Here is a 20,139-nt window from a genome sequence, read left to right as displayed (position 1 = left end):
CATGTCTGCTGCCAAACCCATCGATATCAAGAAAAGTGTGGTCGATACAGTCCTCGCCGGGCTGATTTCACTGGTCGTGTTCGGTCCGATCGTCGGCGTGGTCCTCGACGGCTACAGCTTCAACCTGGAACCGGCCCGCGTGGCCCTGTTGGTGGCCATCGTGATGGTCGGCCGCTTTGCCATGAGCCTGTTCCTGCAAACGCCCAAGGGCCTGAAGATCCTGCAGGGTTTTGAGAGCACCGGCTCTGGCGTGCACGTCCTGGCGCCGGACTACAAGTCGCGGTTGCGCTGGATCATCCCGGCACTGATCGTGATCGCCATCGTGTTCCCGATCTTCGCCAACAAGTACCTGCTCACCGTGGTGATCCTCGGGCTGATCTACGTGTTGCTCGGCCTGGGCCTCAACATCGTGGTCGGCCTGGCAGGCCTGCTCGACCTGGGTTACGTGGCGTTCTACGCCATCGGCGCCTACGGCCTGGCATTGGGTTATCAATACCTCGGCCTGGGGTTCTGGACGGTGCTGCCGCTGGCGGCCATTGCCGCAGCGTTGGCGGGGTGCATACTCGGGTTCCCGGTGCTACGAATGCACGGTGACTATTTGGCCATCGTGACCCTGGGCTTTGGTGAAATCATCCGTCTGGTGCTCAACAACTGGCTGTCGTTTACCGGCGGCCCCAACGGCATGCCGGTGCCCTCGCCGACCTTCCTCGGCCTGGAGTTCGGCAAGCGTGCGAAGGATGGCGGGGTTCCCTTCCATGAGTTCTTCGGCATCGACTACAACCCCAACATCAAATTCCTGTTCATCTACATCGTGCTGTTCCTGGTGGTGCTGGCCGTGCTGTACATCAAGCATCGCCTGACCCGCATGCCGGTAGGCCGCGCCTGGGAAGCCTTGCGCGAAGATGAAATCGCCTGCCGCTCCATGGGCCTGAACCACGTGTTGGTCAAGCTTTCGGCGTTCACCATCGGTGCCTCGACGGCGGGCTTGGCCGGGGTGTTCTTTGCCAGCTACCAGGGCTTCGTCAACCCGTCGTCGTTCACCTTTTTCGAGTCGGCGTTGATCCTGGCCATCGTGGTCCTGGGCGGTATGGGTTCGACGGTGGGTGTGGTGATTGCGGCATTCGTATTGACCGTTGCCCCGGAACTGCTGCGCAGCTTCTCCGAGTACCGCGTATTGCTGTTTGGCGTGTTGATGGTGGTGATGATGATTTGGCGACCACGCGGCCTGATCCGCATCAGCCGTACCGGTGTGACCCCACGTAAAGGAGTGGCGCCATGAGCAAGGAAGTCGTCCTTTCCGTAGAGCACCTGATGATGCACTTCGGTGGCATCAAGGCCTTGAGCGATGTGAGCCTTAAGGTCGAGCGCAACTCGATCTTCGCGCTGATCGGCCCCAACGGCGCCGGCAAGACCACGGTGTTCAACTGCCTCACCGGCTTCTACAAAGCCAGCGGCGGCAAGATCCAACTCAACCTTCGCGGCAAGCAGACCGACGTGATCCAGTTGCTCGGCGAGCGCTTCCAGCCCACCGACTTCGTGTCGCCCAAAAGCTTCCTCAGCCGGGTGTACTACAAGATGTTCGGCGGCACCCACCTGGTGAACCGCGCCGGACTGGCGCGGACATTCCAGAACATTCGCCTGTTCAAGGAAATGTCGGTGGTGGAAAACCTGCTGGTGGCCCAGCACATGTGGGTCAACCGCAACATGCTCGCGGGCATCCTCAATACCAAGGGCTATCGCAAGGCCGAAAGCGACGCGTTGGACCACGCGTTCTACTGGCTCGAAGTGGTGGACCTGGTGGACTGCGCCAACCGCCTGGCTGGTGAACTCTCCTACGGCCAGCAGCGCCGCCTGGAGATCGCCCGCGCCATGTGCACGCGGCCGCAGATCATCTGTCTGGACGAACCCGCTGCGGGCCTCAACCCCCAGGAAACCGAAGCGCTCAGCGCGATGATTCGCCTGCTGCGCGACGAACACGACCTCACGGTGGTGCTGATCGAACACGACATGGGCATGGTAATGAGTATTTCCGACCACATCGTGGTGCTGGACCACGGCAACGTGATCGCCGAGGGTGGCCCGGATGCGATCCGCAACGACCCGAAAGTGATTGCCGCCTACCTGGGCGCTGACGAAGAGGAGTTGGTATGAGTGCACCTATCCTCGAAATGAAGGACCTGGACGTGTATTACGGCCCGATCCAGGCCCTGAAAAAAGTCTCGCTGCACATCAATGAAGGCGAAACTGTCAGCCTGATTGGCTCCAACGGCGCGGGCAAATCCACGCTGCTGATGTCGATCTTCGGCCAGCCACGTGCCGAGTCGGGGCAGATTCTCTACAACGGTGTCGACATTACCCACAAGTCGTCGCACTACATCGCGTCCAACGGCATCGCGCAGTCGCCGGAAGGCCGGCGGGTGTTCCCCGACATGACCGTCGAGGAAAACCTGTTGATGGGCACCATCCCCATTGGCGACAAGTTTGCCCAGGAAGACATGCAGCGCATGTTCGAGCTGTTCCCACGGCTCAAGGAGCGGCGTAACCAGCGCGCCATGACCATGTCCGGCGGCGAGCAGCAAATGCTCGCCATCGCCCGCGCGCTGATGAGCCGGCCCAAGCTGTTGCTGCTGGATGAACCGAGCCTGGGCCTGGCGCCGATTGTGGTGAAGCAGATCTTTTCGACGTTGCGCGAGCTGGCCTCCACCGGAATGACCATCTTCCTGGTGGAACAGAATGCCAACCATGCGCTGCGCTTGTCGGACCGCGCGTATGTGATGGTTAACGGCGAGATTCGCCTGACCGGCACCGGCAAGGAGTTGCTGGTGAACGAGGAAGTGCGCAACGCCTACCTCGGCGGGCATTGATGTAAAACTTGATGCAGGCCTGCTGTAGGTGCCTGCTGTATGTGGGAGCTGGCTTGCCTGCTCCCACATTTGTTTTTGTGGGTTTCACAAGGCCGATGCCAAATTGTGGAAAACAAATCCAGCCTCCCTCCAAAGCGCGACATATAGCCGCCGCAAATCCCTGTTTTGTCACAGTTTTGACTTGTCCCCATCCGCTGTGGAACCGGCTGTGGGTAACGTGGGAGTAGCTGGCTGGAAGCCAATGAATCCGTGGCTTGCAGCGCAGTGGTTGTTTTTTGATCAGTGGGTTTTTGGTTGCCAGTCGGGCCCTTTGTCAACCTGTTTAAAGACACAGGTATATGACCGAAATATGTCCCGCCAGCCTGTGGATAAGTCTGTGACTAAACTCTGGAAAGACCGCCGCAGCGGCCGGATTGACTGGCCTGGAGCCATCGTTCTGATTTTGCGATCGGCGACAGGCCTACATACGTCCCGACCAAGGTCAAGCAAAAAACTTTCTAAAACTGCCTGCAGCCCTTGTGTATAGCGGCCTGAAGCATTGTGTACTTGCCCCCAAAGACTGTGGGCGCACTTGTGGATAACCTGCGTGCATATGGCTACAAGCCACGGTTTGTATGGCTTTGCGGAATATGGTTAAAAAATGATCAGGCGTGTATCAAGTTGTGTGCTTAGCGGTTGCCGCCATCGCGGCGTAAGGGCATTCTGCTGGCTGATTTTTTTCCGATGCCCGCAAGGAGAACACCATGTCCGACACGTTGTTTATTACTGGCGCAACCTCAGGTTTCGGCGAAGCCTGCGCCCGTCGTTTTGCCGAAGCCGGCTGGAAACTGGTGCTCACCGGTCGTCGTGCCGACCGCCTGAATGCGCTGGTCGAAGAGCTTTCCAAGCAGACTGAAGTGCATGGCCTGGTCGTGGATGTGCGGGATCGCAAAGGCATGGAAGACGCCATCGCCAACCTGCCTCCGTCGTTCGCCAAGCTGCGCGGGCTGATCAACAACGCCGGCCTGGCCGTGGGCACCGACCCTGCGCCCAAATGCAACCTCGACGATTGGGAAACCATGGTCGACACCAACATCAAGGGCCTGCTGACCACCACTAACCTGCTGCTGCCACGCCTGATCGCTCACGGTCGTGGTGCGGGCATCATCAACCTGGGTTCAATCGCGGGTAATTACCCTTATCCGGGCAGCCACGTGTATGGCGGTTCCAAGGCATTCGTGAAGCAGTTCTCGCTGAACCTGCGTTGCGACCTGCAAGGCACAGGCGTGCGCGTGACCAACATCGAACCGGGCCTGTGTGAGAGCGAGTTCTCGCTGGTGCGCTTTGGCGGTGACCAGGCGCGGTATGACGCGACTTATGCGGGTGCCGAGCCGATCCAGCCGCAGGATATTGCCGACACGATCTTCTGGGTCATGAATACGCCGGCGCATGTGAATATCAATCGGTTGGAGTTGATGCCGGTGAGCCAGACCTGGGCCGGGTTTGCGATTGAACGTGGTGCCAAGGGCTGACGCTCCGTCCTGCTGTTTTTTTGTGGTGAGCGAGCTTGCCTCGCGCGGGGCAAGCCCGCTCACCACAGGATCAGGTTTTTACCGGTAATCATGCGGCAAATCGGCCAAAACACGACATAAGGTACACTCCACCCGGTAAAACCCCTCCGCACCGTGCGGATTTAAGGTTTTGACGGGAGGAAATGTGAGTAACCGAGGTGAGCAGGCACTGCTCAAACAATCGACCATCCTGATGTTCGCCGTAGCGATCGCCGGGATTGTCACGGGTGTGATTTCTGGCGCCCAATCCATTCTGTTCGACGGCTTTTTCTCGCTGATCGCCACCGCCATCAAGGTGTTGATGCTGATCACGGCAAAGCTGATCGCCAAGAAAAGCAACGAGCGTTTCCAGTTCGGCTATTGGCACTTGGAGCCGATGGTGCTGCTGATTGAAGGCAGTTTCCTCTTGCTGATCGCCATCTATGCGTTCCTCAACGGCGTGTTCGGCATTATCAATGGCGGCCGGGAGATCGAGTTGGGGTTGGTGATCATCTACGCGGCGGTGTTTACCGTCGTCGAGTTCGCCTACTTCTTCTACGTGCGTTATCGCAATCGCCGGCTGAAATCATCGCTGATCCAGTTCGACAACATCAGTTGGCTGGTGGACGCGATGTTGTCGGTGGGCTTGCTGATCAGCTTCCTGGCGGCGCTGTTGCTCAAGTCCCAGGGCTACGGCGAGTGGGCGGTGTATGTCGACCCATTGATCCTGATCCTGCTGGCCCTGAGCATGCTGGCACCGGCGTTCAAGATCCTGCGCCCAGCGTTGCGCGAGGTGCTGGGAATCGCGCCGGACCAGTTGGACGACAAAGTGCGCGAGGTGATGGAAGCGGCGCAGGCCAAACATGGTTTCGACGACTATGTGTCGTACGTGCAAAAGCACGGGCGGGCGCGGTTTATCGAGATTCATGTGGTGTTGCCGGCGGACTACCCGGTGGATAACGTCGCGACGCTGGACGGACTGCGCGAAGAGATATCCACAGGGCTCGGCGCTCCGGATGCAGCGCGTTGGCTGACGATCAGCTTTACCGGAGATCGCAAGTGGATCGCATAAGGCCCTGGTAACAGGTTGCCAAGTGATACGGCGTGGTCGACGGCATGTCCCGTCGGCTTACGGCGCCCTTGGCATCCAGGCATTCATTCCAGCCTTTTGCATGCAGAAAATGTTGTTGCAGCGCCAGCAATTGGCGTTGCAGCACCGCTTCGCTGTTGGGTCGCAAGGTCAGTGCCCGCAGGTATTCGGCCTGTGCCCAGATGCGTTGGGTGCCGTCGCGCACCGTACCGTCCAGCGCCAGCATGCCGCTGACTGCACCGCTGAGGTTATCCACACCCTTGAGTTCTGCGTAGGCGAAAGCCCGGGTCAGCGACGCATGCAGCGGCGTACCGTGCAGCACATCCGAAGACTCCAGCAAAAAGAACCATTCGAACTGGTGCCCCGGCTCGAACCAGTTATCCACAGCGTCCAGCGGTTTTTCCATCATCACGCCGTGCTGGCGGTCGATGAAACGCTGCTGCATGGCTGTCGCCAGCGTCAGCAGGGCGGCTTGCACGTTGGCGTCTTCACGCACCGCGAGGGTGGCAAGGAAACCTTCGGCCAGGTGCATCAGCGGGTTTTGCAGCGGGCCTGACTTGAGCGATGACCAGTTGCGTTCCAGCACGGCTTCGTACAGGCCGTCGCCTGTGGAAAATCGCTCGGCGACCACTTCCAGGGCGGCATTGAGGACCGACTCCACCAATGGCTCGCGCACCTTGGCCCAGTAATGGGCGCAGGCAAAGATGATGAAGGCGTGGGTGTAGAGGTCTTTGCGCTTGTCCAGCGGCTGGCCGGACGGGTCGATGCTGTAGAACCAGCCGCCGTGTTCGGCGTCGTGGAAGTGCCGTTGCAGGGAGCGGAACAGTGCCGCTGCGCGCTCTTGCGCGAAGGCTGCGCCGGGCTCGCCGATCAGGCTGGCAAACAAGTACAACTGCCGGGCGCAGGCCATGGCGCGGTAGCGTTGCGGGGGCAGCGGGTGATGGTCGGCGTCCAGCGCTTCATAGGGCAATGCCAGGTCGGCATTCCAGCCCGGGCCTTGCCAGAGCGGCACGATCAGGCTGTGGAAGTGCGTAAGCACGGTGTTCAAGGAGGGTTGGGAAGCGCTGGGCATTGGCTGGCGTCGTCACGGCAGGGGTGTAGGCGCGCATGGTATCAGGCTTGGGTTCTGTGGTGTCTGGTCTAGCGCTATCGGGGGCAAGCCCCCTCCCACATTCGACCATGTTCACAAATAAAGGTGGGAGGGGGCTTGCCCCCGATGAGGCCGTCAAATACGCCGCAAATCAGCCTGCCAACAACCAGACCCCAGTCGCCGCCGAAGCCGCCCCAGCAATCCGCACCAACGGCGCCGCCGCAGCCGGCAGGAAGCGCACCACCGCGTAACCGGCCGCGTGCAGCACGGCAGTCGCACCGACAAACCCCGCGGCATACGCCCACGGGCTGGACATGTCCGGCAGCTCCAGACCATGCGCCACACCATGGAACAGCGCGAACAAGGCCGTCGCCCCCACCGCCATGAACAACGGCGGACGCACCGCCAGCGCCACCGCCAGGCCCAGGGCCAACACCGACGCGGCAATCCCGCTTTCCAGCGCCGGCAACGCCAGGCCTTCAAAACCCAACACGCCGCCAATCAACATGGTGCCGACAAAGGTGCACGGCAGGGCCCAACGTGCGGCGCCTTTTTGTTGGGCGGCCCACAAACCGACGGCGACCATGGCCAGCAAGTGGTCGATGCCGCCCAGGGGATGGCTGATGCCGGCCACCAGGCCGTTGTCGCCATGGCCCGGGTGAGCGAAAGCCAGGGCTGGGGCCAGCAGCAGGGCGGCGGCGGTGAAGAGTTTCTTGAGGCTCATGGACAGGTTCCTTATGGGTTGATCAGGCGGCGCTCAGCAGGCCTTGGCGTTCGATGAAGGCGACGATTTCATCCAGGCCGACACCGGTTTTCTGGTTGCTGAACACAAAGGGTTTGCCGTTGCGCATGCGGGTGGTGTCGCTGTTCATCAGCTCCAGCGACGCGCCGACCAAGGGCGCCAGGTCGATCTTGTTGATCACCAGCAGGTCGGACTTGCAGATGCCAGGCCCGCCCTTGCGCGGCAGCTTGTCGCCGGCGGACACGTCGATCACGTAGATAGTCAGGTCCGACAACTCCGGGCTGAAGGTGGCCGAGAGGTTGTCGCCCCCGGACTCCACCAGAATCAGGTCCAGGCCGGGGAAGCGGCGGTTGAGCTGGTCGACGGCTTCCAGGTTGATCGAGGCGTCTTCGCGGATCGCGGTGTGCGGGCAGCCGCCAGTTTCCACGCCGATGATGCGTTCCGGCGCGAGGGCCTGGTTGCGCACCAGGAAGTCGGCGTCTTCGCGGGTGTAGATGTCGTTGGTGACCACCGCGAGGTTGTAGCGATCACGCAGCGCGAGGCACAGGGCCAGGGTCAGGGCCGTCTTGCCGGAGCCCACCGGGCCGCCGATGCCGACACGCAAAGGTTGTGTGTTCATATGTGCTTTTCTCCTAGGAACGGAATAGGCGGCTGTATTGGCGCTCGTGGGCCATGCAGGCCAGGGACAGGCCAAACGCGGCGCTGCCGAAATGGTGGGGTTCGATGCGGCTGGCGTCCTGCTGGGCTTGTTGCAGCAACGGCAGCAGTTCACTGGTCAGGCGTTGGGCGGCTTGTTGGCCCAGGGGCAGGGTTTTCATCAGCACGGCCAATTGGTTTTCCAGCCAGCTCCACAGCCAGGCGGCGAGGGCGTCGGCGGGGCTGATGTTCCATGCGCGTGCGGCGAGGGCCCAGCCCAGGGCGAGATGGGGCTCGCTGCACTGCTCAAGAAATTCGCGGGCGCCGCCGTCCAGTTCCGGCAAACCATTGAGCAACTGTTGCAGGGAGTAGCCCATCTGTCGGCTCTCTTGATACAGCTCGCGGGTCTCACGGCTAGCGCGATGTTCTTCGCACAGCTGGGTCAGGCGCGGCCAATCGGCCTCACAGGCTGCTTGGCAATGGGCGAGCAACACCGGCGCTTCGAAGCGCGCCAGGTTGAGCAGCAACTGATCGCTGATCCAGCGTCGCGCACTGGCAGCGTCGTTGACGCGACCGTTCTCCACCGCCATTTCCAAGCCCTGGGAATAGCTGTAGCCACCAATCGGCAATTGCGGACTGGCCAGACGCAACAGCGCCCAGGCTGGGTTCACAGGCGCACGCCGAACTGGTGCAGCTTGGGCGGGTAGTTGAAATCTTCATCGCCATGGCGCGAGTGATGATGCCCGCCGCCGTACGCGCCATGTTCCGGCTGGAACGGCGCTTCGATGGTCTGCGTCTGCGCGCCCAGCTGTTCGAGCATGGCCTTGAGCACATAGTCATCGAGCAGGCGCAGCCAGCCATCGCCCACCTGCAACGCCACGTGCCGGTTACCCAGGTGATACGCCGCGCGCGTCAGTTCAAATGCGCTGCTGCAGGTGACATGCAGCAGTTGTTCAGGCCGGGCGCACACGCGTACGACTCGTCCGTCTTCAGCCTGTAGGAATTCGCCATCGTGCAGCGGTGGCTGACCGCGCTCCAGGAAAAGGCCGACGTCTTCACCGTCGGCACTGAAACAGCGCAGGCGGCTTTTGCTGCGTGCTTCGAAATTCAGTAGCAACTCGGCGGCCCAGAGGGCTTGGGGGGCGATTCGGCGGTGGATCACCAGCATCAGGAAGCTTCCAGCTATGAGCGATGCAAGTGCTAGAGCAAGGGGCTTGCCAACCCGGCGGGAGAGTAGGAATTCCCTGTCAGCAGGGACGGTAACGCCACTAAATAGGGCGTAGGAAGATTTTTGGTGTGAGCAAAGATGGTGCGCTGGCTGGGCTGACGCACTCGCTATGGGCGTTTTCGGATTTTTCCTACGTAGGTTGAGGATTCGCCGTTCAAGTAGTTACCTGCTGTGTCTTTAGTCTGTGCGCCGTGTTCAACCCACTGCGACGTTTATCATGTTTAGATCATTGTGTTGTTTAGTCATTGTCAGCCTGTCTTTTGCCATTTCATCAGCTTCAGCCTCTCTGCAGCCCCGCCCCACGTTCAGCGCTTCAGTCCAAGAAGCCGCCATTGACGATGTGGTTGACCGTGCCCATGAACTGCTCGGCACGCCGTACAAGTGGGGTGGCTCTTCGGTGCAGCAAGGCTTCGATTGCAGCAGCTTCCTGGTTTACCTGTTCAAGACCGAAGCCAATATCCAGATACCACGCACCACCGCCGCCATGCACCGCTCCACGGCTCCGACCATCAAGCGCAACGCACTCAAGCCCGGCGATGCGGTGTTTTTCAAGGCAAACGGGCGCGGTCAAGTCAGCCATGTGGGGCTTTATATAGGCCAAGGCAAATTCATTCATTCGCCACGTACGGGCAAGAACATCCGCATCGATTCATTAAGCAACAGCTACTGGAACAAGCACTACACCACTGCTAAACGTTTTCACACGGCAGGCTGATGGCTTTATTCGGTGCTGCCAAGCCCTTGCCAGTGCTTCAGGCCGATAAAGATAAAGCGCAATTGCTGGGTGATTTTCGCCTGCGGCGTGAGGTGGTCAGGCAGGGCCTGGGCCGGCGGATCGATGATGTCGGGGAGGGTGGCGAACACACTTTTGACGATTAGGTCGGCCATCACATGCAGGCCTTCGGCATCTAGGTGCTGCAGTTTTGGCATGAACGTCAGGTCGGCCGCCAGGTCGCGGGTGATGTCTTCACGCAAAGCACCGATCGCCTGGCGCACCGCCAGGCAGCCGCCGTATTGCTCGCGGGCCAGGAACAGGAATTGCGAACGGTTGGCCGAGACCACATCGAGAAAGATCCGCACGGAGGCATCGATAATGCCGCCCATCACGAATTCGTTATGGCGCACCAGGCGGATGGTGGCGCGGAAGGTCTGGCCGACTTCACTCACCAACACCAGCCCCAACTGGTCCATGTCGGCAAAATGCCGATAGAAACCGGTGGGCACGATACCGGCGGTCTTCGCCACTTCACGCAGACTCAGGCTGCCAAACCCACGGCCACACTCCATCAAATGGCGGGCTGCGTCCATCAGGGCGAGGCGGGTCTGTTGCTTCTGTTCGGCGCGGGGCAGCATTGGCGGGCGGGCTTTGTTGGCAAGTACAGCGACGCACTCTAGCAAAACAGGTCTGTTGGCGTCGAACTTGGCGGGGGACGGGCGTGACGCGATCTACAGGAAAGCAAAAGCCCGATCGACAGATCGGGCTTTTTTCTCGGCCACCACGGGGTTAGCTCTGTGCTTGATGCAGTTCTTGCAGACGGTCAGCACCGCCTTCAGCAACGCCTTCGGTGTAGGCGCGTTTGTTGGCTTGTTCAGCACCGCCTTCGACCAGACCTTTCTGTTCCAGACGATCACGGCCACCTTCGGCAACAGCGTTGCGTTCCAGCAGGCGATCAGCACCACCTTCAACCAGGCCTTTTTCTTCCAGGCGGTTACGGCCGTTTTCGGTCAGGCCTTCGGTGTAAGCGCGTTTGTTAGCTTGTTCCGAACCATTTTCAGCTACAGCGCCTTTGGCGTAGTCACGGTTCTCTTCTTCTTGCGAACCGCTGCGAGCGACGGTCTGGCTGAAAGGAACGGCGTCAGCTTTGACTTGTGGAGTGGCTTGTTCGGCGGCTGGCAGGGCAAAGGCACTGGAAGCCAGGATGGATAACAGGGCGGTAGCGAGTAATTGGCGTTTCATGATGGGTTGCTCCTTGGGAGGGCGATAAAGTGGGTACAGGACTAATGCTACTCTCGATAAGTCGATATAAAAGTTCATAAACACAATGGTAATAATCAACAGAATTGATTGTTCTAGGCGGAGGCTCTAGAACGGGCCTCTCAAGCACGCGGTTTTGCACTGGTGTGGGTATTTTCGACACGCGCGTGGGTAACAATGGTGCGCCGTGGTAGGAGGAATCTGTCGAAGTGGTCAGAAATTGAGGTTTTTCCAGGCAAATCGGGGATCGGGTTAAACCCCCAGGCGGTTTGCCAGTCGTAGTTCTATAAGCTGTCCTTAAAGGCTGTCACCCAGCCAGTCGTATTCAGGAGTCCTGTGCAATGACGCGCACTCGTAAAATCGTCGCTTGGAGCTGCGCCAGCTTCGTTGTGTTAATCGCCGTGGTGGTGTTGGTCCTGGTGTTCTTTGACTGGAACCGCATCAAGCCGCCCCTCAATGCCAAGGTCTCCGAAGAATTGCATCGACCGTTTGCCATCAACGGCAACCTGGCGGTGGTGTGGGCGCGTGAGCCCGATGAAGGCGGCTGGCGCGCTTGGGTGCCGTGGCCGCATGTGATTGCCGAAGACCTGACCCTGGGCAACCCGGACTGGTCGAAAAACCCGCAAATGGTCACCCTCAAGAAGGTGGAGCTGCGCATTTCGCCCCTGGCGTTGCTGGTGCAGCGCGTGGTGATCCCGCGTATCGACCTCACCGAGCCGAGCGCGCAGTTGCAGCGCCTGGCCGATGGCCGCGCCAACTGGACTTTCACGTTCGACCCCAAGGACCCGAACGCCGAGCCTTCCAACTGGGTGGTGGACATCGGTGCCATCGGCTTCGACAAAGGCCACGTGACCCTCGACGACCAAACCCTCAAGACCCAATTGGATGTGATCATCGACCCGCTGGGCAAACCCATCCCGTTCGGCGAAATCGTCGGCGATGCCGATGCCAAGAAGGCCCTGGAGAAAGGCTCCGCACCGCAGGATTATGCGTTCGGCCTCAAGGTCAAAGGCCAGTATCACGGCCAGAAACTCGACGGCAGCGGCAAGATCGGTGGCCTGCTGGCCCTGCAGGACGCGGCCAAGCCGTTCCCGCTGCAAGCCCAGGTCAAGATTGCCGACACCAGCATCGCCCTGGCCGGCACCCTGACCGACCCGCTGAACCTGGGCGCGCTCGACCTGCGCCTGAAACTCGCCGGTTCCAGCCTGGGCAATCTCTACCCCCTGACTGGCGTGACCCTGCCGGATTCGCCGGCCTACTCCACCGATGGTCATCTGATCGCCAAGCTGCACGAAGCCAATGGCGCGTCCTTCCGCTATGACAACTTCAACGGCAAGATCGGCAACAGCGATATCCACGGCAACCTTGCCTACGTCGCCAGCCAGCCACGGCCCAAGCTCAGCGGCGCGCTGGTCTCCAACCAACTGCTGATGACCGACCTCGCACCGCTGATCGGCGCCGACTCCAACGCCAAACAAAAAGCCCGTGGCGGCGACAGCAAACAGCCGGCGACCAAAGTGTTGCCGGTGGAAGAATTCCGCACCGAGCGTTGGCGCGTCATGGATGCCGACGTGGAATTCACCGGCAAGCGCATCGTGCACAGTGCCGATCTGCCGTTTACCGACCTCTACACCCACCTGGTGCTGAATGACGGCGAACTGAGCCTCGAACCCCTGCGTTTCGGCGTGGCCGGCGGTAAGCTGGATGCGCAGATCCGCCTCAACGGCCGCATCACGCCAATGGAAGGCCGCGCCAAACTTACCGCGCGCAACTTCAAGCTCAAGCAGCTGTTCCCAACCTTCGAACCGATGAAAACCAGCTTTGGTGAGCTCAATGGCGACGCGGATATTGCCGGTCGCGGCAACTCCGTGGCGGCCCTGTTGGGCAGCTCCAACGGTGACCTGAAGATGCTGATCAACGACGGTGCCATCAGCCGCAGCCTGATGGAAATCGCCGGGCTCAACGTGGGCAACTACGTGGTAGGCCGACTGTTCGGTGACAAGGAAGTGAAGATCAACTGCGCGGCGGCGGACTTCGGCATCAAGACAGGCCTGGCGACCACTCGGTTGTTTCTGTTCGACACCGAGAACGCCATCATCTACATCGACGGCACGGCGAACATGGCCACAGAGCAGTTGGACCTGACCATTACCCCGGAATCGAAAGGCTTTCGCCTGTTCTCCCTGCGTTCACCGCTGTACGTCAATGGACCGTTTATCAAGCCGAATGCGGGTGTGAAAGCCATTCCGCTGGCGCTGCGGGGGGCTGGCATGGTGGCGCTGGGTGTCATCGCCGGGCCGGCGGCCGGGTTGCTGGCATTGGTTGCGCCCAGTGGCGGTGAGCCGAATGAATGTGCGCCGTTGCTGCAGCAGATGAAGGAAGGCAAGGCGCCCAAGACTGTGAAAGGCTAACTGCAAATGTGGGAGGGGGCTTGCCCCCGATGGCGGCAGACCAGTCGACATCTCAATTGACTGATCCACCGCTATCGGGGGCAAGCCCCCTCTCACATGGGATTGCATGTCGCGGGATTACAGGCTTTCTAGGATGTCAGCCATATCGTCCGCATGCTCTTCTTCCTGGGCCAGGATTTCTTCGAAGAGGCGGCGCGTGGTCGGGTCTTTATCGCCAATGTACTGGATGATTTCGCGGTAGCTGTCCACGGCAATGCGCTCGGCTACCAAGTCTTCGTAGACCATTTCCTTCAAGTTATTGCCTGCCACGTACTGTGCGTGGGAATTCTTCGACAGCAGGTCCGGGTTGAACTCCGGCTCACCGCCCAACTGCACGATGCGCTCTGCGAGCTTGTCGGCGTGTTCGGCTTCCTGGGTAGCGTGCTCGAGGAATTCCTGCGCGGCGACTGCAGCCTTAATGCCGCTGGCCATGAAGTAGTGGCGCTTGTAGCGCAGCACGCAGACCAGTTCGGTGGCCAGCGATGCGTTGAGCAGGCGGATAATTTCTTCGCGGTCGGCGTCATAACCCTCGGTCACTGCACCGTTTTCCACGTTCTGGCGGGCGCGGCTGCGCAGGGTCGCAACGTCAGTCAAGTTTGCTTCGGTCATCTCAATCTCCTGGTACTAATCCGGTTTTGCGCCACGCTCTGCCGGCGTGATCGCTCCAAGTTGTGAGTCCTGCGTCACGCAAAAAGTTTTATCGGATTTATGTCATCACTGCGTCGCGGGACTGGGCTAGCCTCTGGTGAATCTTTCCTGATCAAGGACGTTCGGCCCATGCCGCAGTCGTTAGCCACGCGTTACCCCCTGGTGCTGGTCCCTGGCATGCTCGGGTTCGTGCGCCTGGGGTGGTTTCCTTATTGGTACGGTATCGTCCCCGCGCTGCGGGCGGGCGGGGCGCAGGTGTTTCCCGTGCAGGTGGCGCCGCTGGATTCCAGCGAAGTGCGCGGCGAGCAATTGCTGGTGCAGATCGAGCGCATCCGCCGTGAAACGGGGGCCGACAAGGTCAACTTGATCGGCCACAGCCAGGGCTCGCTCACCGCCAGGTATGCGGCGGCCAAGCGCCCGGAATGGGTGGCGTCGGTGACGTCCGTGGCCGGGCCCAACCACGGCTCGGAGTTGGCGGACCACATTCACCTCAATTACCCGGTGGATGGCGTGAAGGGGCGGATCATGAGCGCGCTGTTTCACGGAGTCGCCTGGCTGATGGGCGTGCTGGAAACCGGCTATCGCGGGCCACGCTTCAAGGCGGATCTGCAGGCCTCCCATCACTCGCTGACCAGTGCGGGCGTGGCGCTGTTCAATCAGCATTATCCACAGGGGCTGCCGCAGACATGGGGTGGGCAGGGGCCCGAAGAGGTCAATGGCGTGCGTTATTACTCATGGTCCGGCACCTTGCAGCCGGGCATTACCGACCGCGGTCGTAACCTGTTCGACGGTACGAACCGCAGTTGCCGCCTGTTCGCCCGCAGCTTCGTGCGCGAAAAGGGCCAGTGTGACGGCATGGTCGGGCGCTACAGTTCACACCTGGGGTTGGTGATCGGCGATGACTACCCCCTGGACCACTTCGATATCGTCAACCAGTCCCTGGGGCTGGTGGGCAAGGGCGCCGAGCCGATCCGACTGTTTGTCGAGCATGCCCGGCGCCTGAAGGAGGCCGGGGTTTAACGCACCGGCGTGGTCCAACGCTCCGACAGAATTACCCCGCCCAAGGTCAGTAGGCCGCCCACCAGGTGGTATAGCGCCAACTCTTCCTTCAACACCACCGCCGCAATCAGCGCGGTGATCAATGGCAGCAGGTTGAAAAACAGCGTGGTGCGGCTCGGGCCCAAGGTCTTCACCGAATGCATCCACGCCAGCGGCGCGACCATCGAGGCCAACAGGCACGCATACAGCACCAGTGGAGTGTTCGCCCAACCCAAGCCAGCCTTCGCCGAAAACAGAAACAGCGGGAACAGCACCACCACCGCCACCAGCACCTGCAGATACAGCAACACCAGCGGCGGCAGGCGCAGCTGCCATTTTTTCAGCAGAGTGCTGTAGACCGCGTAGGCCAGGGTCGCGACCAGCATCATGCCGTCCCCCAGGTTGACCCCGTGCTGCAGCAGTGCGTCGAGGCTGCCGACGGAAACCACCACCACCACGCCAGCGAATGACAGCACGGCACCGGTCATCGCGCCGTAGGTGAGGCGTTGGCCGAGGCTGATGATCGCCGCCGTCAGTGCCATCAATGGCATCAACGACAGGATGATGCCCATGTTGGTCGCGGTGGTGAGCGACGCGGCGTAATACGCCAGGCTTTGGTAAACCGCCATGCCCAACACGCCGAGGATGAACACCTTGCCCAGGTTCGGACGGATCAGCGCCCAGTTGGCGATCACCGGCTTGATCATGAACGGCGTGAACAGCAGCGCCGCCAGCAACCAGCGGTAAAAGCCAATTTCCGCCGGGAACAGTGCGCCCACAGCCAGCTTGTTGACGACGGTGTTGCCGGCCCAGATGAAAATGGCCAGCAAGGGATAAGCGTATTGCATCGAAAGTAACCAAGTGTGTTGATGAGGCAGGATTATCCATTGTCTGGATCGAAGCCTATACTGCGATCCAGACAAACCACCTCTGTATCCAGACAATATGGCCAAGCACAACGTACGTCTTGCGGATTTCCCCCGGTTGCCGAGCCCGGTGTACTTCCGTTATTCGGATTTCGCGCCTGACACCGAATGCACGCCGCACCAGCATTTCTGGGGCTCGCTGGATTACTCGGCCAGCGGCGTGATGCGCATGGAAGTGGCCGGCAACCGCTTCATGTCGCCGCCGCAATACGCGGTGTGGGTGCCACCTCACACCGAACACAGCTCCTACAATGCCGAGGCGATCGTCTATCACTCGGTGGGGCTGGCGCCGGAACTTTGTGAGCAGCTGCCCCAGCAGCCTTGCACCCTCGCCATCAGCGACATTCTAAAGGCCATCCTCAGCGATTTTGCCCAGCGTGACGTGAACATGCCGCAGACCGAGTCCGACATCCGCCTGGCCCAGGTGCTGGTAGACCAGCTCAAGCAGGCGCCGATCCATGAATGCTTCCTGCCATACGCCCGCCACCCTGGCTTGCTCGGCGTACTCGAAGGCATGCAGGCCGACCCCGCCGACAACCGCCCCTTGGCGCACTGGGCCGAACAAGTCCACGTGAGCGAACGCACCCTGGCGCGCCTGTTTGTGCGGGAACTGGGCATGAGCTTCGGCGAATGGCGCCAGCGTCTGCGCTACCTGGCGGCCATCGAAGCCCTCGACAGCCCACGCAGCGTGCAACATGTGGCGTTTGACCTGGGCTACAGCACCGCCTCGGCCTTTATCGCCATGTTCCAGCGCCAGGCGGGCTGTACGCCGGAGCAGTATCGACGGACGCATGTCCGTACCCGGTGAAGTTGTAACAGGCTTTGACTACACTGCTGGGTAGTCCGTGCCCTTCGGTGCGGTAACAGGGAGAAAACTCCATGAAGATGCTGCGAATCCCGCTGTTGATGATGGGCCTGCTGCTGTGTTCCCAAGGCTTTGCTGCGACCGCTCAGCAAAATAAAATGACCACCTGTAACGCCGAAGCCACCACCAAGACGCTTAAAGGTGATGACCGCAAGGCCTTCATGAAGACCTGTCTGTCTGCTCCAGCAGCCAATGACGCCAAGACGCTTACGCCACAGCAGCAGAAGATGAAGGATTGCAATGCGGACGCCAAGACCAAAGCCTTGACCGGCGACGCGCGTAAAACCTTTATGAGCACCTGCCTGAAGAAATAATAGCCCCAGGCCATAGAAGGCTGCGACACTCGCACACAGCCCCCTGTATGCGCGCGGCAAGTGTGTGGCGAGGGAGCAAGCTCCCTCGCCACAGCAAGCCGGCTCCTACACATCTTTTAACGCCGTTCGTTTTGAGGCTGTATGCCAACGTTTTCTCAGCGTCATGTGATATTGCTGGCCAGCTACATCATCATTTTCGGCGGCCTGCTGCTGGTACTGCCGCTCAAATTGCTGCCCAGCTTGCTGGCTGGCCTGCTGGTGTTCGAGCTGGTCAACATGCTGACCCCCCAACTGCAACGGCTGATCGAAGGACGGCGTGCGCGCTGGCTGGCGGTCGCCTTGCTCGGCACCCTGATCGTCAGCGTGCTGACCCTGATCTTCGCCGGCGCCATCAGCTTTCTGCTCCACGAAGCGGAAAATCCCGGGGCCTCTCTCGATAAATTCATGGGTGTGGTTGATCGCGCGCGCGGCCAGTTGCCGCCGTTCCTCGACGCTTACCTGCCTGCCAGCGCCGCCGAGTTCCGCGTGGCCATCGGCGATTGGCTAAGCAAGCACCTGAGCGAGTTGCAGTTGGTCGGCAAAGACGCCGCCCACATGTTCGTCACCCTGCTGATCGGCATGGTGCTTGGCGCCATCATCGCTCTGCAACGCGTCCCCGACCTGACCAAACGCAAACCCTTGGCCGCCGCGCTGTTCGACCGCCTGCACCTGCTGGTCCAGGCCTTTCGCAATATCGTTTTCGCCCAGATCAAGATCGCCGCGCTCAACACCGCCTTCACTGCCGTGTTCCTCGCCGTGGTGCTGCCGTTGTGCGGGATTCACCTGCCGTTGACCAAAACCCTGATCGTTCTCACGTTCCTGCTCGGCCTGCTGCCGGTCATTGGTAACCTGATGTCCAACACCCTGATCACCATCGTCGCGCTGTCGCTGTCGATCTGGGTGGCGGTGGCGGCGTTGGGGTATCTGATCGTGATCCACAAGATCGAATATTTCCTCAATGCGCGGATCGTGGGCGGGCAGATCAGTGCCAAGTCGTGGGAGTTGCTGCTGGCGATGTTGGTGTTTGAGGCCGCGTTTGGCCTGCCGGGTGTGGTGGCGGGGCCGATTTACTATGCGTATTTGAAGAGTGAGCTGAAGCTCGGTGGGATGGTTTAAGCCTTGTATTGCCTGGGCTGACGGCATTCACACATCTTGATTTGTGAACACCGCCAGTGTGGGAGCCGGGCTTGCCCGCGATGGGCACGGCGCGGTGTCAGCTAAAACTCAGTAGCCGTAGCGCTTGCTGGCCTCAATCGCCAAACCACTGCCGATGCTGCCAAAGATATTGCCTTCCACATGCCGCGCATTCGGCAGCATCGCCGAAATGCTGTGGCGCAGCGCCGGAATCCCGCTGGAACCGCCGGTAAAGAACACCGTGTCCACTTGTGCCACGCTCACCAAGGCGTCGTTGAGCAGCTGTGTGACACTGCCGCGCACACGCTCCAGCAAGCTGTCGATGGACGACTCGAACAGCGCCCGGCTCAGGTCTACGCTCAGGCCTGCTTCGATGCGGTCCAGCGCCACATGGCGGCTGTCTTCGTGGGTCAGTTGGATCTTGGTTTCTTCCACTTCCATCGCCAACCAATGCCCGGCGCGCTGTTCGATCAACTTGAACAGGCGGTCGATGCCACCGGTGTCTTCGATGTCGTAGCGCATGCTGCCCAACGCCAACTGGGATTTTTGCGAGTACACCGAGTTGATGGTGTGCCAGGTGGCGAGGTTCATGTGATGGCTGGTGGGCATGTAGGCGCCGCTTTTCATGCGGCTGCCGTAGCCGAACAGCGGCATCATGCCTTGCAGGCTGAGCTGTTTATCGAAGTCAGTACCGCCGATGTGCACGCCGCCGGTGGCGAGGATGTCGCTCTGGCGGTTGTCGTTGTGGCGACGGTCCGGTGACAGGCGCACCAAGGAGAAGTCGGAGGTACCGCCGCCGATATCGACAATCAGTACCAACTCTTCTTTCTGGATGGTGGACTCATAGTCGAACGCGGCGGCAATCGGCTCGTACTGGAACGAGATGTCCTTGAAGCCAATCTTGCGTGCCACGTCGACCAGGGTGTTCTCGGCCTCCTGGTCGGCCATTGGGTCGTCGTCGACGAAAAACACCGGACGACCCAGCACCACTTCTTCGAACTCACGGCCGGCATTGGCTTCGGCGCGGCTCTTGAGCTGGCCGATAAACAGCGCCAGCAGGTCGGTGAATGGCATCGCCGTGCCGAGCACGCTGGTGTCGTGCTTGATCAGCTTGGAGCCCAACAGGCTCTTGAGCGAGCGCATCAGTCGGCCTTCGTAGTTTTCCAGGTACTCATGCAGCGCCAGGCGGCCGTACACCGGGCGGCGTTCCTCGAAGTTGAAGAACACCACCGACGGCAGGGTGATCTTGTCGTCCTCCAGCGCGATAAGCGTCTCCTCGCCGGGGCGGATCCAGCCGACGGTGGAGTTGGACGTGCCAAAGTCGATGCCGCAGGCACGGGCTGGGGATGAGTTTTCCATGACAATCAGGTTCCGGTTGAAAAACGGCCGCGCAGTGTATGCCAGTCGACGCCGGATGCGTAGGCCGACCATCTGTTAAATCGTGCTTGAAACCTGGGGATTTGCCCCCACATCTGCTGCATACGGCAAGTGCCGATAACACTTTGACGCACCCCAGGCCACATCACTCAACAGGTGCAATGCAGCGCACGCTGTGCCCCGGGCTGTGCGAT

At 60.6% G+C, this 20,139-nt stretch carries 21 protein-coding genes; 11 read left to right on the top strand and 10 right to left on the bottom strand.

What is annotated here, in order from left to right; translation table 11 throughout:
- Position 1 precedes the first annotated feature (1 nt).
- The 5 genes from livM (at position 2) to EJ576_RS04165 (ending at position 5,465) form a co-directional block, all read left to right on the top strand.
- The gene (gene livM / locus EJ576_RS04190; protein WP_016976932.1) at positions 2–1,279 is read left to right on the top strand and encodes a high-affinity branched-chain amino acid ABC transporter permease LivM; all 1,278 of its coding nucleotides are present in this window, start codon (positions 2–4) and stop codon (positions 1,277–1,279) included.
- Positions 1,276–2,151, top strand: a complete 876-nt coding sequence (locus tag EJ576_RS04185) for an ABC transporter ATP-binding protein (RefSeq protein ID WP_028615532.1) — start codon at positions 1,276–1,278, stop codon at positions 2,149–2,151. Before livM ends, EJ576_RS04185 begins: the two co-directional genes overlap by 4 nt.
- On the top strand, positions 2,148–2,864 hold the full coding sequence (locus EJ576_RS04180) for an ABC transporter ATP-binding protein (protein WP_010213569.1): 717 nt from the start codon (positions 2,148–2,150) through the stop codon (positions 2,862–2,864). The genes EJ576_RS04185 and EJ576_RS04180 overlap by 4 nt, the downstream gene beginning before the upstream one ends.
- 743 nt (positions 2,865–3,607) lie before the next feature.
- Complete coding sequence (locus tag EJ576_RS04170) at positions 3,608–4,375, top strand: SDR family oxidoreductase (protein ID WP_028615533.1); 768 nt, start codon at positions 3,608–3,610, stop codon at positions 4,373–4,375.
- A 184-nt stretch (positions 4,376–4,559) separates the two neighbouring features.
- Positions 4,560–5,465, top strand: coding sequence for a cation diffusion facilitator family transporter (locus EJ576_RS04165; RefSeq protein ID WP_122730611.1), 906 nt, complete (start codon positions 4,560–4,562; stop codon positions 5,463–5,465).
- Here EJ576_RS04165 and EJ576_RS04160 read toward each other — a convergent pair.
- The 5 genes from EJ576_RS04160 to ureE all read right to left on the bottom strand — a co-directional run bounded on the left by EJ576_RS04160 (position 5,437) and on the right by ureE (position 9,119).
- Positions 5,437–6,555 (bottom strand): AGE family epimerase/isomerase, encoded by a 1,119-nt coding sequence (locus EJ576_RS04160; protein ID WP_122730613.1) that lies wholly within the window; start codon positions 6,553–6,555, stop codon positions 5,437–5,439. The genes EJ576_RS04165 and EJ576_RS04160 overlap by 29 nt on opposite strands.
- 169 nt (positions 6,556–6,724) lie before the next feature.
- Positions 6,725–7,297, bottom strand: a complete 573-nt coding sequence (locus EJ576_RS04155) for a HupE/UreJ family protein (protein WP_028615536.1) — start codon at positions 7,295–7,297, stop codon at positions 6,725–6,727.
- Positions 7,298–7,319: 22 nt separating this feature from the next.
- The gene (gene ureG / locus EJ576_RS04150) at positions 7,320–7,934 is read right to left on the bottom strand and encodes an urease accessory protein UreG (protein WP_126569622.1); all 615 of its coding nucleotides are present in this window, start codon (positions 7,932–7,934) and stop codon (positions 7,320–7,322) included.
- Between the two features lie 13 nt (positions 7,935–7,947).
- The gene (locus EJ576_RS04145) at positions 7,948–8,622 is read right to left on the bottom strand and encodes an urease accessory protein UreF (RefSeq protein ID WP_126569621.1); all 675 of its coding nucleotides are present in this window, start codon (positions 8,620–8,622) and stop codon (positions 7,948–7,950) included.
- Complete coding sequence (ureE, locus tag EJ576_RS04140) at positions 8,619–9,119, bottom strand: urease accessory protein UreE (RefSeq protein ID WP_016976942.1); 501 nt, start codon at positions 9,117–9,119, stop codon at positions 8,619–8,621. Before ureE ends, EJ576_RS04145 begins: the two co-directional genes overlap by 4 nt.
- A gap of 277 nt (positions 9,120–9,396) precedes the next feature.
- Here ureE and EJ576_RS04135 point away from each other — a divergent pair, with 277 nt between their 5' ends.
- Positions 9,397–9,894 (top strand): C40 family peptidase, encoded by a 498-nt coding sequence (locus EJ576_RS04135; protein ID WP_028615539.1) that lies wholly within the window; start codon positions 9,397–9,399, stop codon positions 9,892–9,894.
- Positions 9,895–9,899: 5 nt separating this feature from the next.
- On the opposite strand, the gene EJ576_RS04130 is transcribed toward EJ576_RS04135, so the two are convergent.
- Positions 9,900–10,532, bottom strand: a complete 633-nt coding sequence (locus tag EJ576_RS04130) for a TetR family transcriptional regulator (protein ID WP_025857330.1) — start codon at positions 10,530–10,532, stop codon at positions 9,900–9,902.
- A 151-nt stretch (positions 10,533–10,683) separates the two neighbouring features.
- Positions 10,684–11,136: a hypothetical protein gene (locus EJ576_RS04125; protein ID WP_068935285.1), complete on the bottom strand. Its 453-nt coding sequence runs from the start codon at positions 11,134–11,136 to the stop codon at positions 10,684–10,686.
- Between the two features lie 359 nt (positions 11,137–11,495).
- On the opposite strand from EJ576_RS04125, the gene EJ576_RS04120 reads away from it, so the two are divergent.
- Positions 11,496–13,565, top strand: a complete 2,070-nt coding sequence (locus tag EJ576_RS04120) for an AsmA family protein (RefSeq protein ID WP_126569620.1) — start codon at positions 11,496–11,498, stop codon at positions 13,563–13,565.
- A 117-nt stretch (positions 13,566–13,682) separates the two neighbouring features.
- Here the strand turns inward: EJ576_RS04120 and EJ576_RS04115 are convergent, their stop codons facing one another.
- Positions 13,683–14,213 carry a bacterioferritin gene (locus tag EJ576_RS04115; protein WP_028615542.1) on the bottom strand — a complete coding sequence of 177 codons (531 nt, stop codon included), beginning with the start codon at positions 14,211–14,213 and terminating at the stop codon, positions 13,683–13,685.
- Between the two features lie 168 nt (positions 14,214–14,381).
- On the opposite strand from EJ576_RS04115, the gene EJ576_RS04110 reads away from it, so the two are divergent.
- The gene (locus EJ576_RS04110) at positions 14,382–15,272 is read left to right on the top strand and encodes a triacylglycerol lipase (RefSeq protein ID WP_122730619.1); all 891 of its coding nucleotides are present in this window, start codon (positions 14,382–14,384) and stop codon (positions 15,270–15,272) included.
- Here EJ576_RS04110 and EJ576_RS04105 read toward each other — a convergent pair.
- Entirely contained in the window at positions 15,269–16,138 is an 870-nt protein-coding gene (locus EJ576_RS04105; protein WP_126569619.1) for a DMT family transporter, read from the bottom strand. The genes EJ576_RS04110 and EJ576_RS04105 overlap by 4 nt on opposite strands.
- Before the next feature lie 97 nt (positions 16,139–16,235).
- Here EJ576_RS04105 and EJ576_RS04100 point away from each other — a divergent pair, with 97 nt between their 5' ends.
- The 3 genes from EJ576_RS04100 (at position 16,236) to EJ576_RS04090 (ending at position 18,550) form a co-directional block, all read left to right on the top strand.
- Positions 16,236–17,024: a helix-turn-helix transcriptional regulator gene (locus EJ576_RS04100; RefSeq protein ID WP_126569618.1), complete on the top strand. Its 789-nt coding sequence runs from the start codon at positions 16,236–16,238 to the stop codon at positions 17,022–17,024.
- Between the two features lie 71 nt (positions 17,025–17,095).
- Positions 17,096–17,395, top strand: a complete 300-nt coding sequence (locus tag EJ576_RS04095; RefSeq protein WP_016976953.1) for a PsiF family protein — start codon at positions 17,096–17,098, stop codon at positions 17,393–17,395.
- Positions 17,396–17,536: 141 nt separating this feature from the next.
- Positions 17,537–18,550 carry an AI-2E family transporter gene (locus EJ576_RS04090; RefSeq protein ID WP_016976954.1) on the top strand — a complete coding sequence of 338 codons (1,014 nt, stop codon included), beginning with the start codon at positions 17,537–17,539 and terminating at the stop codon, positions 18,548–18,550.
- Between the two features lie 108 nt (positions 18,551–18,658).
- Here the strand turns inward: EJ576_RS04090 and EJ576_RS04085 are convergent, their stop codons facing one another.
- Positions 18,659–19,927: an Hsp70 family protein gene (locus tag EJ576_RS04085; RefSeq protein WP_126569617.1), complete on the bottom strand. Its 1,269-nt coding sequence runs from the start codon at positions 19,925–19,927 to the stop codon at positions 18,659–18,661.
- Positions 19,928–20,139: the final 212 nt, after the last annotated feature.

The sequence above is a fragment of the Pseudomonas sp. C 49-2 genome (assembly GCF_003970195.1).
Classification (GTDB): Bacteria; Pseudomonadota; Gammaproteobacteria; order Pseudomonadales; family Pseudomonadaceae; genus Aquipseudomonas; species Aquipseudomonas canadensis.
This window is presented reverse-complemented; position numbering and strand designations above follow the sequence as displayed.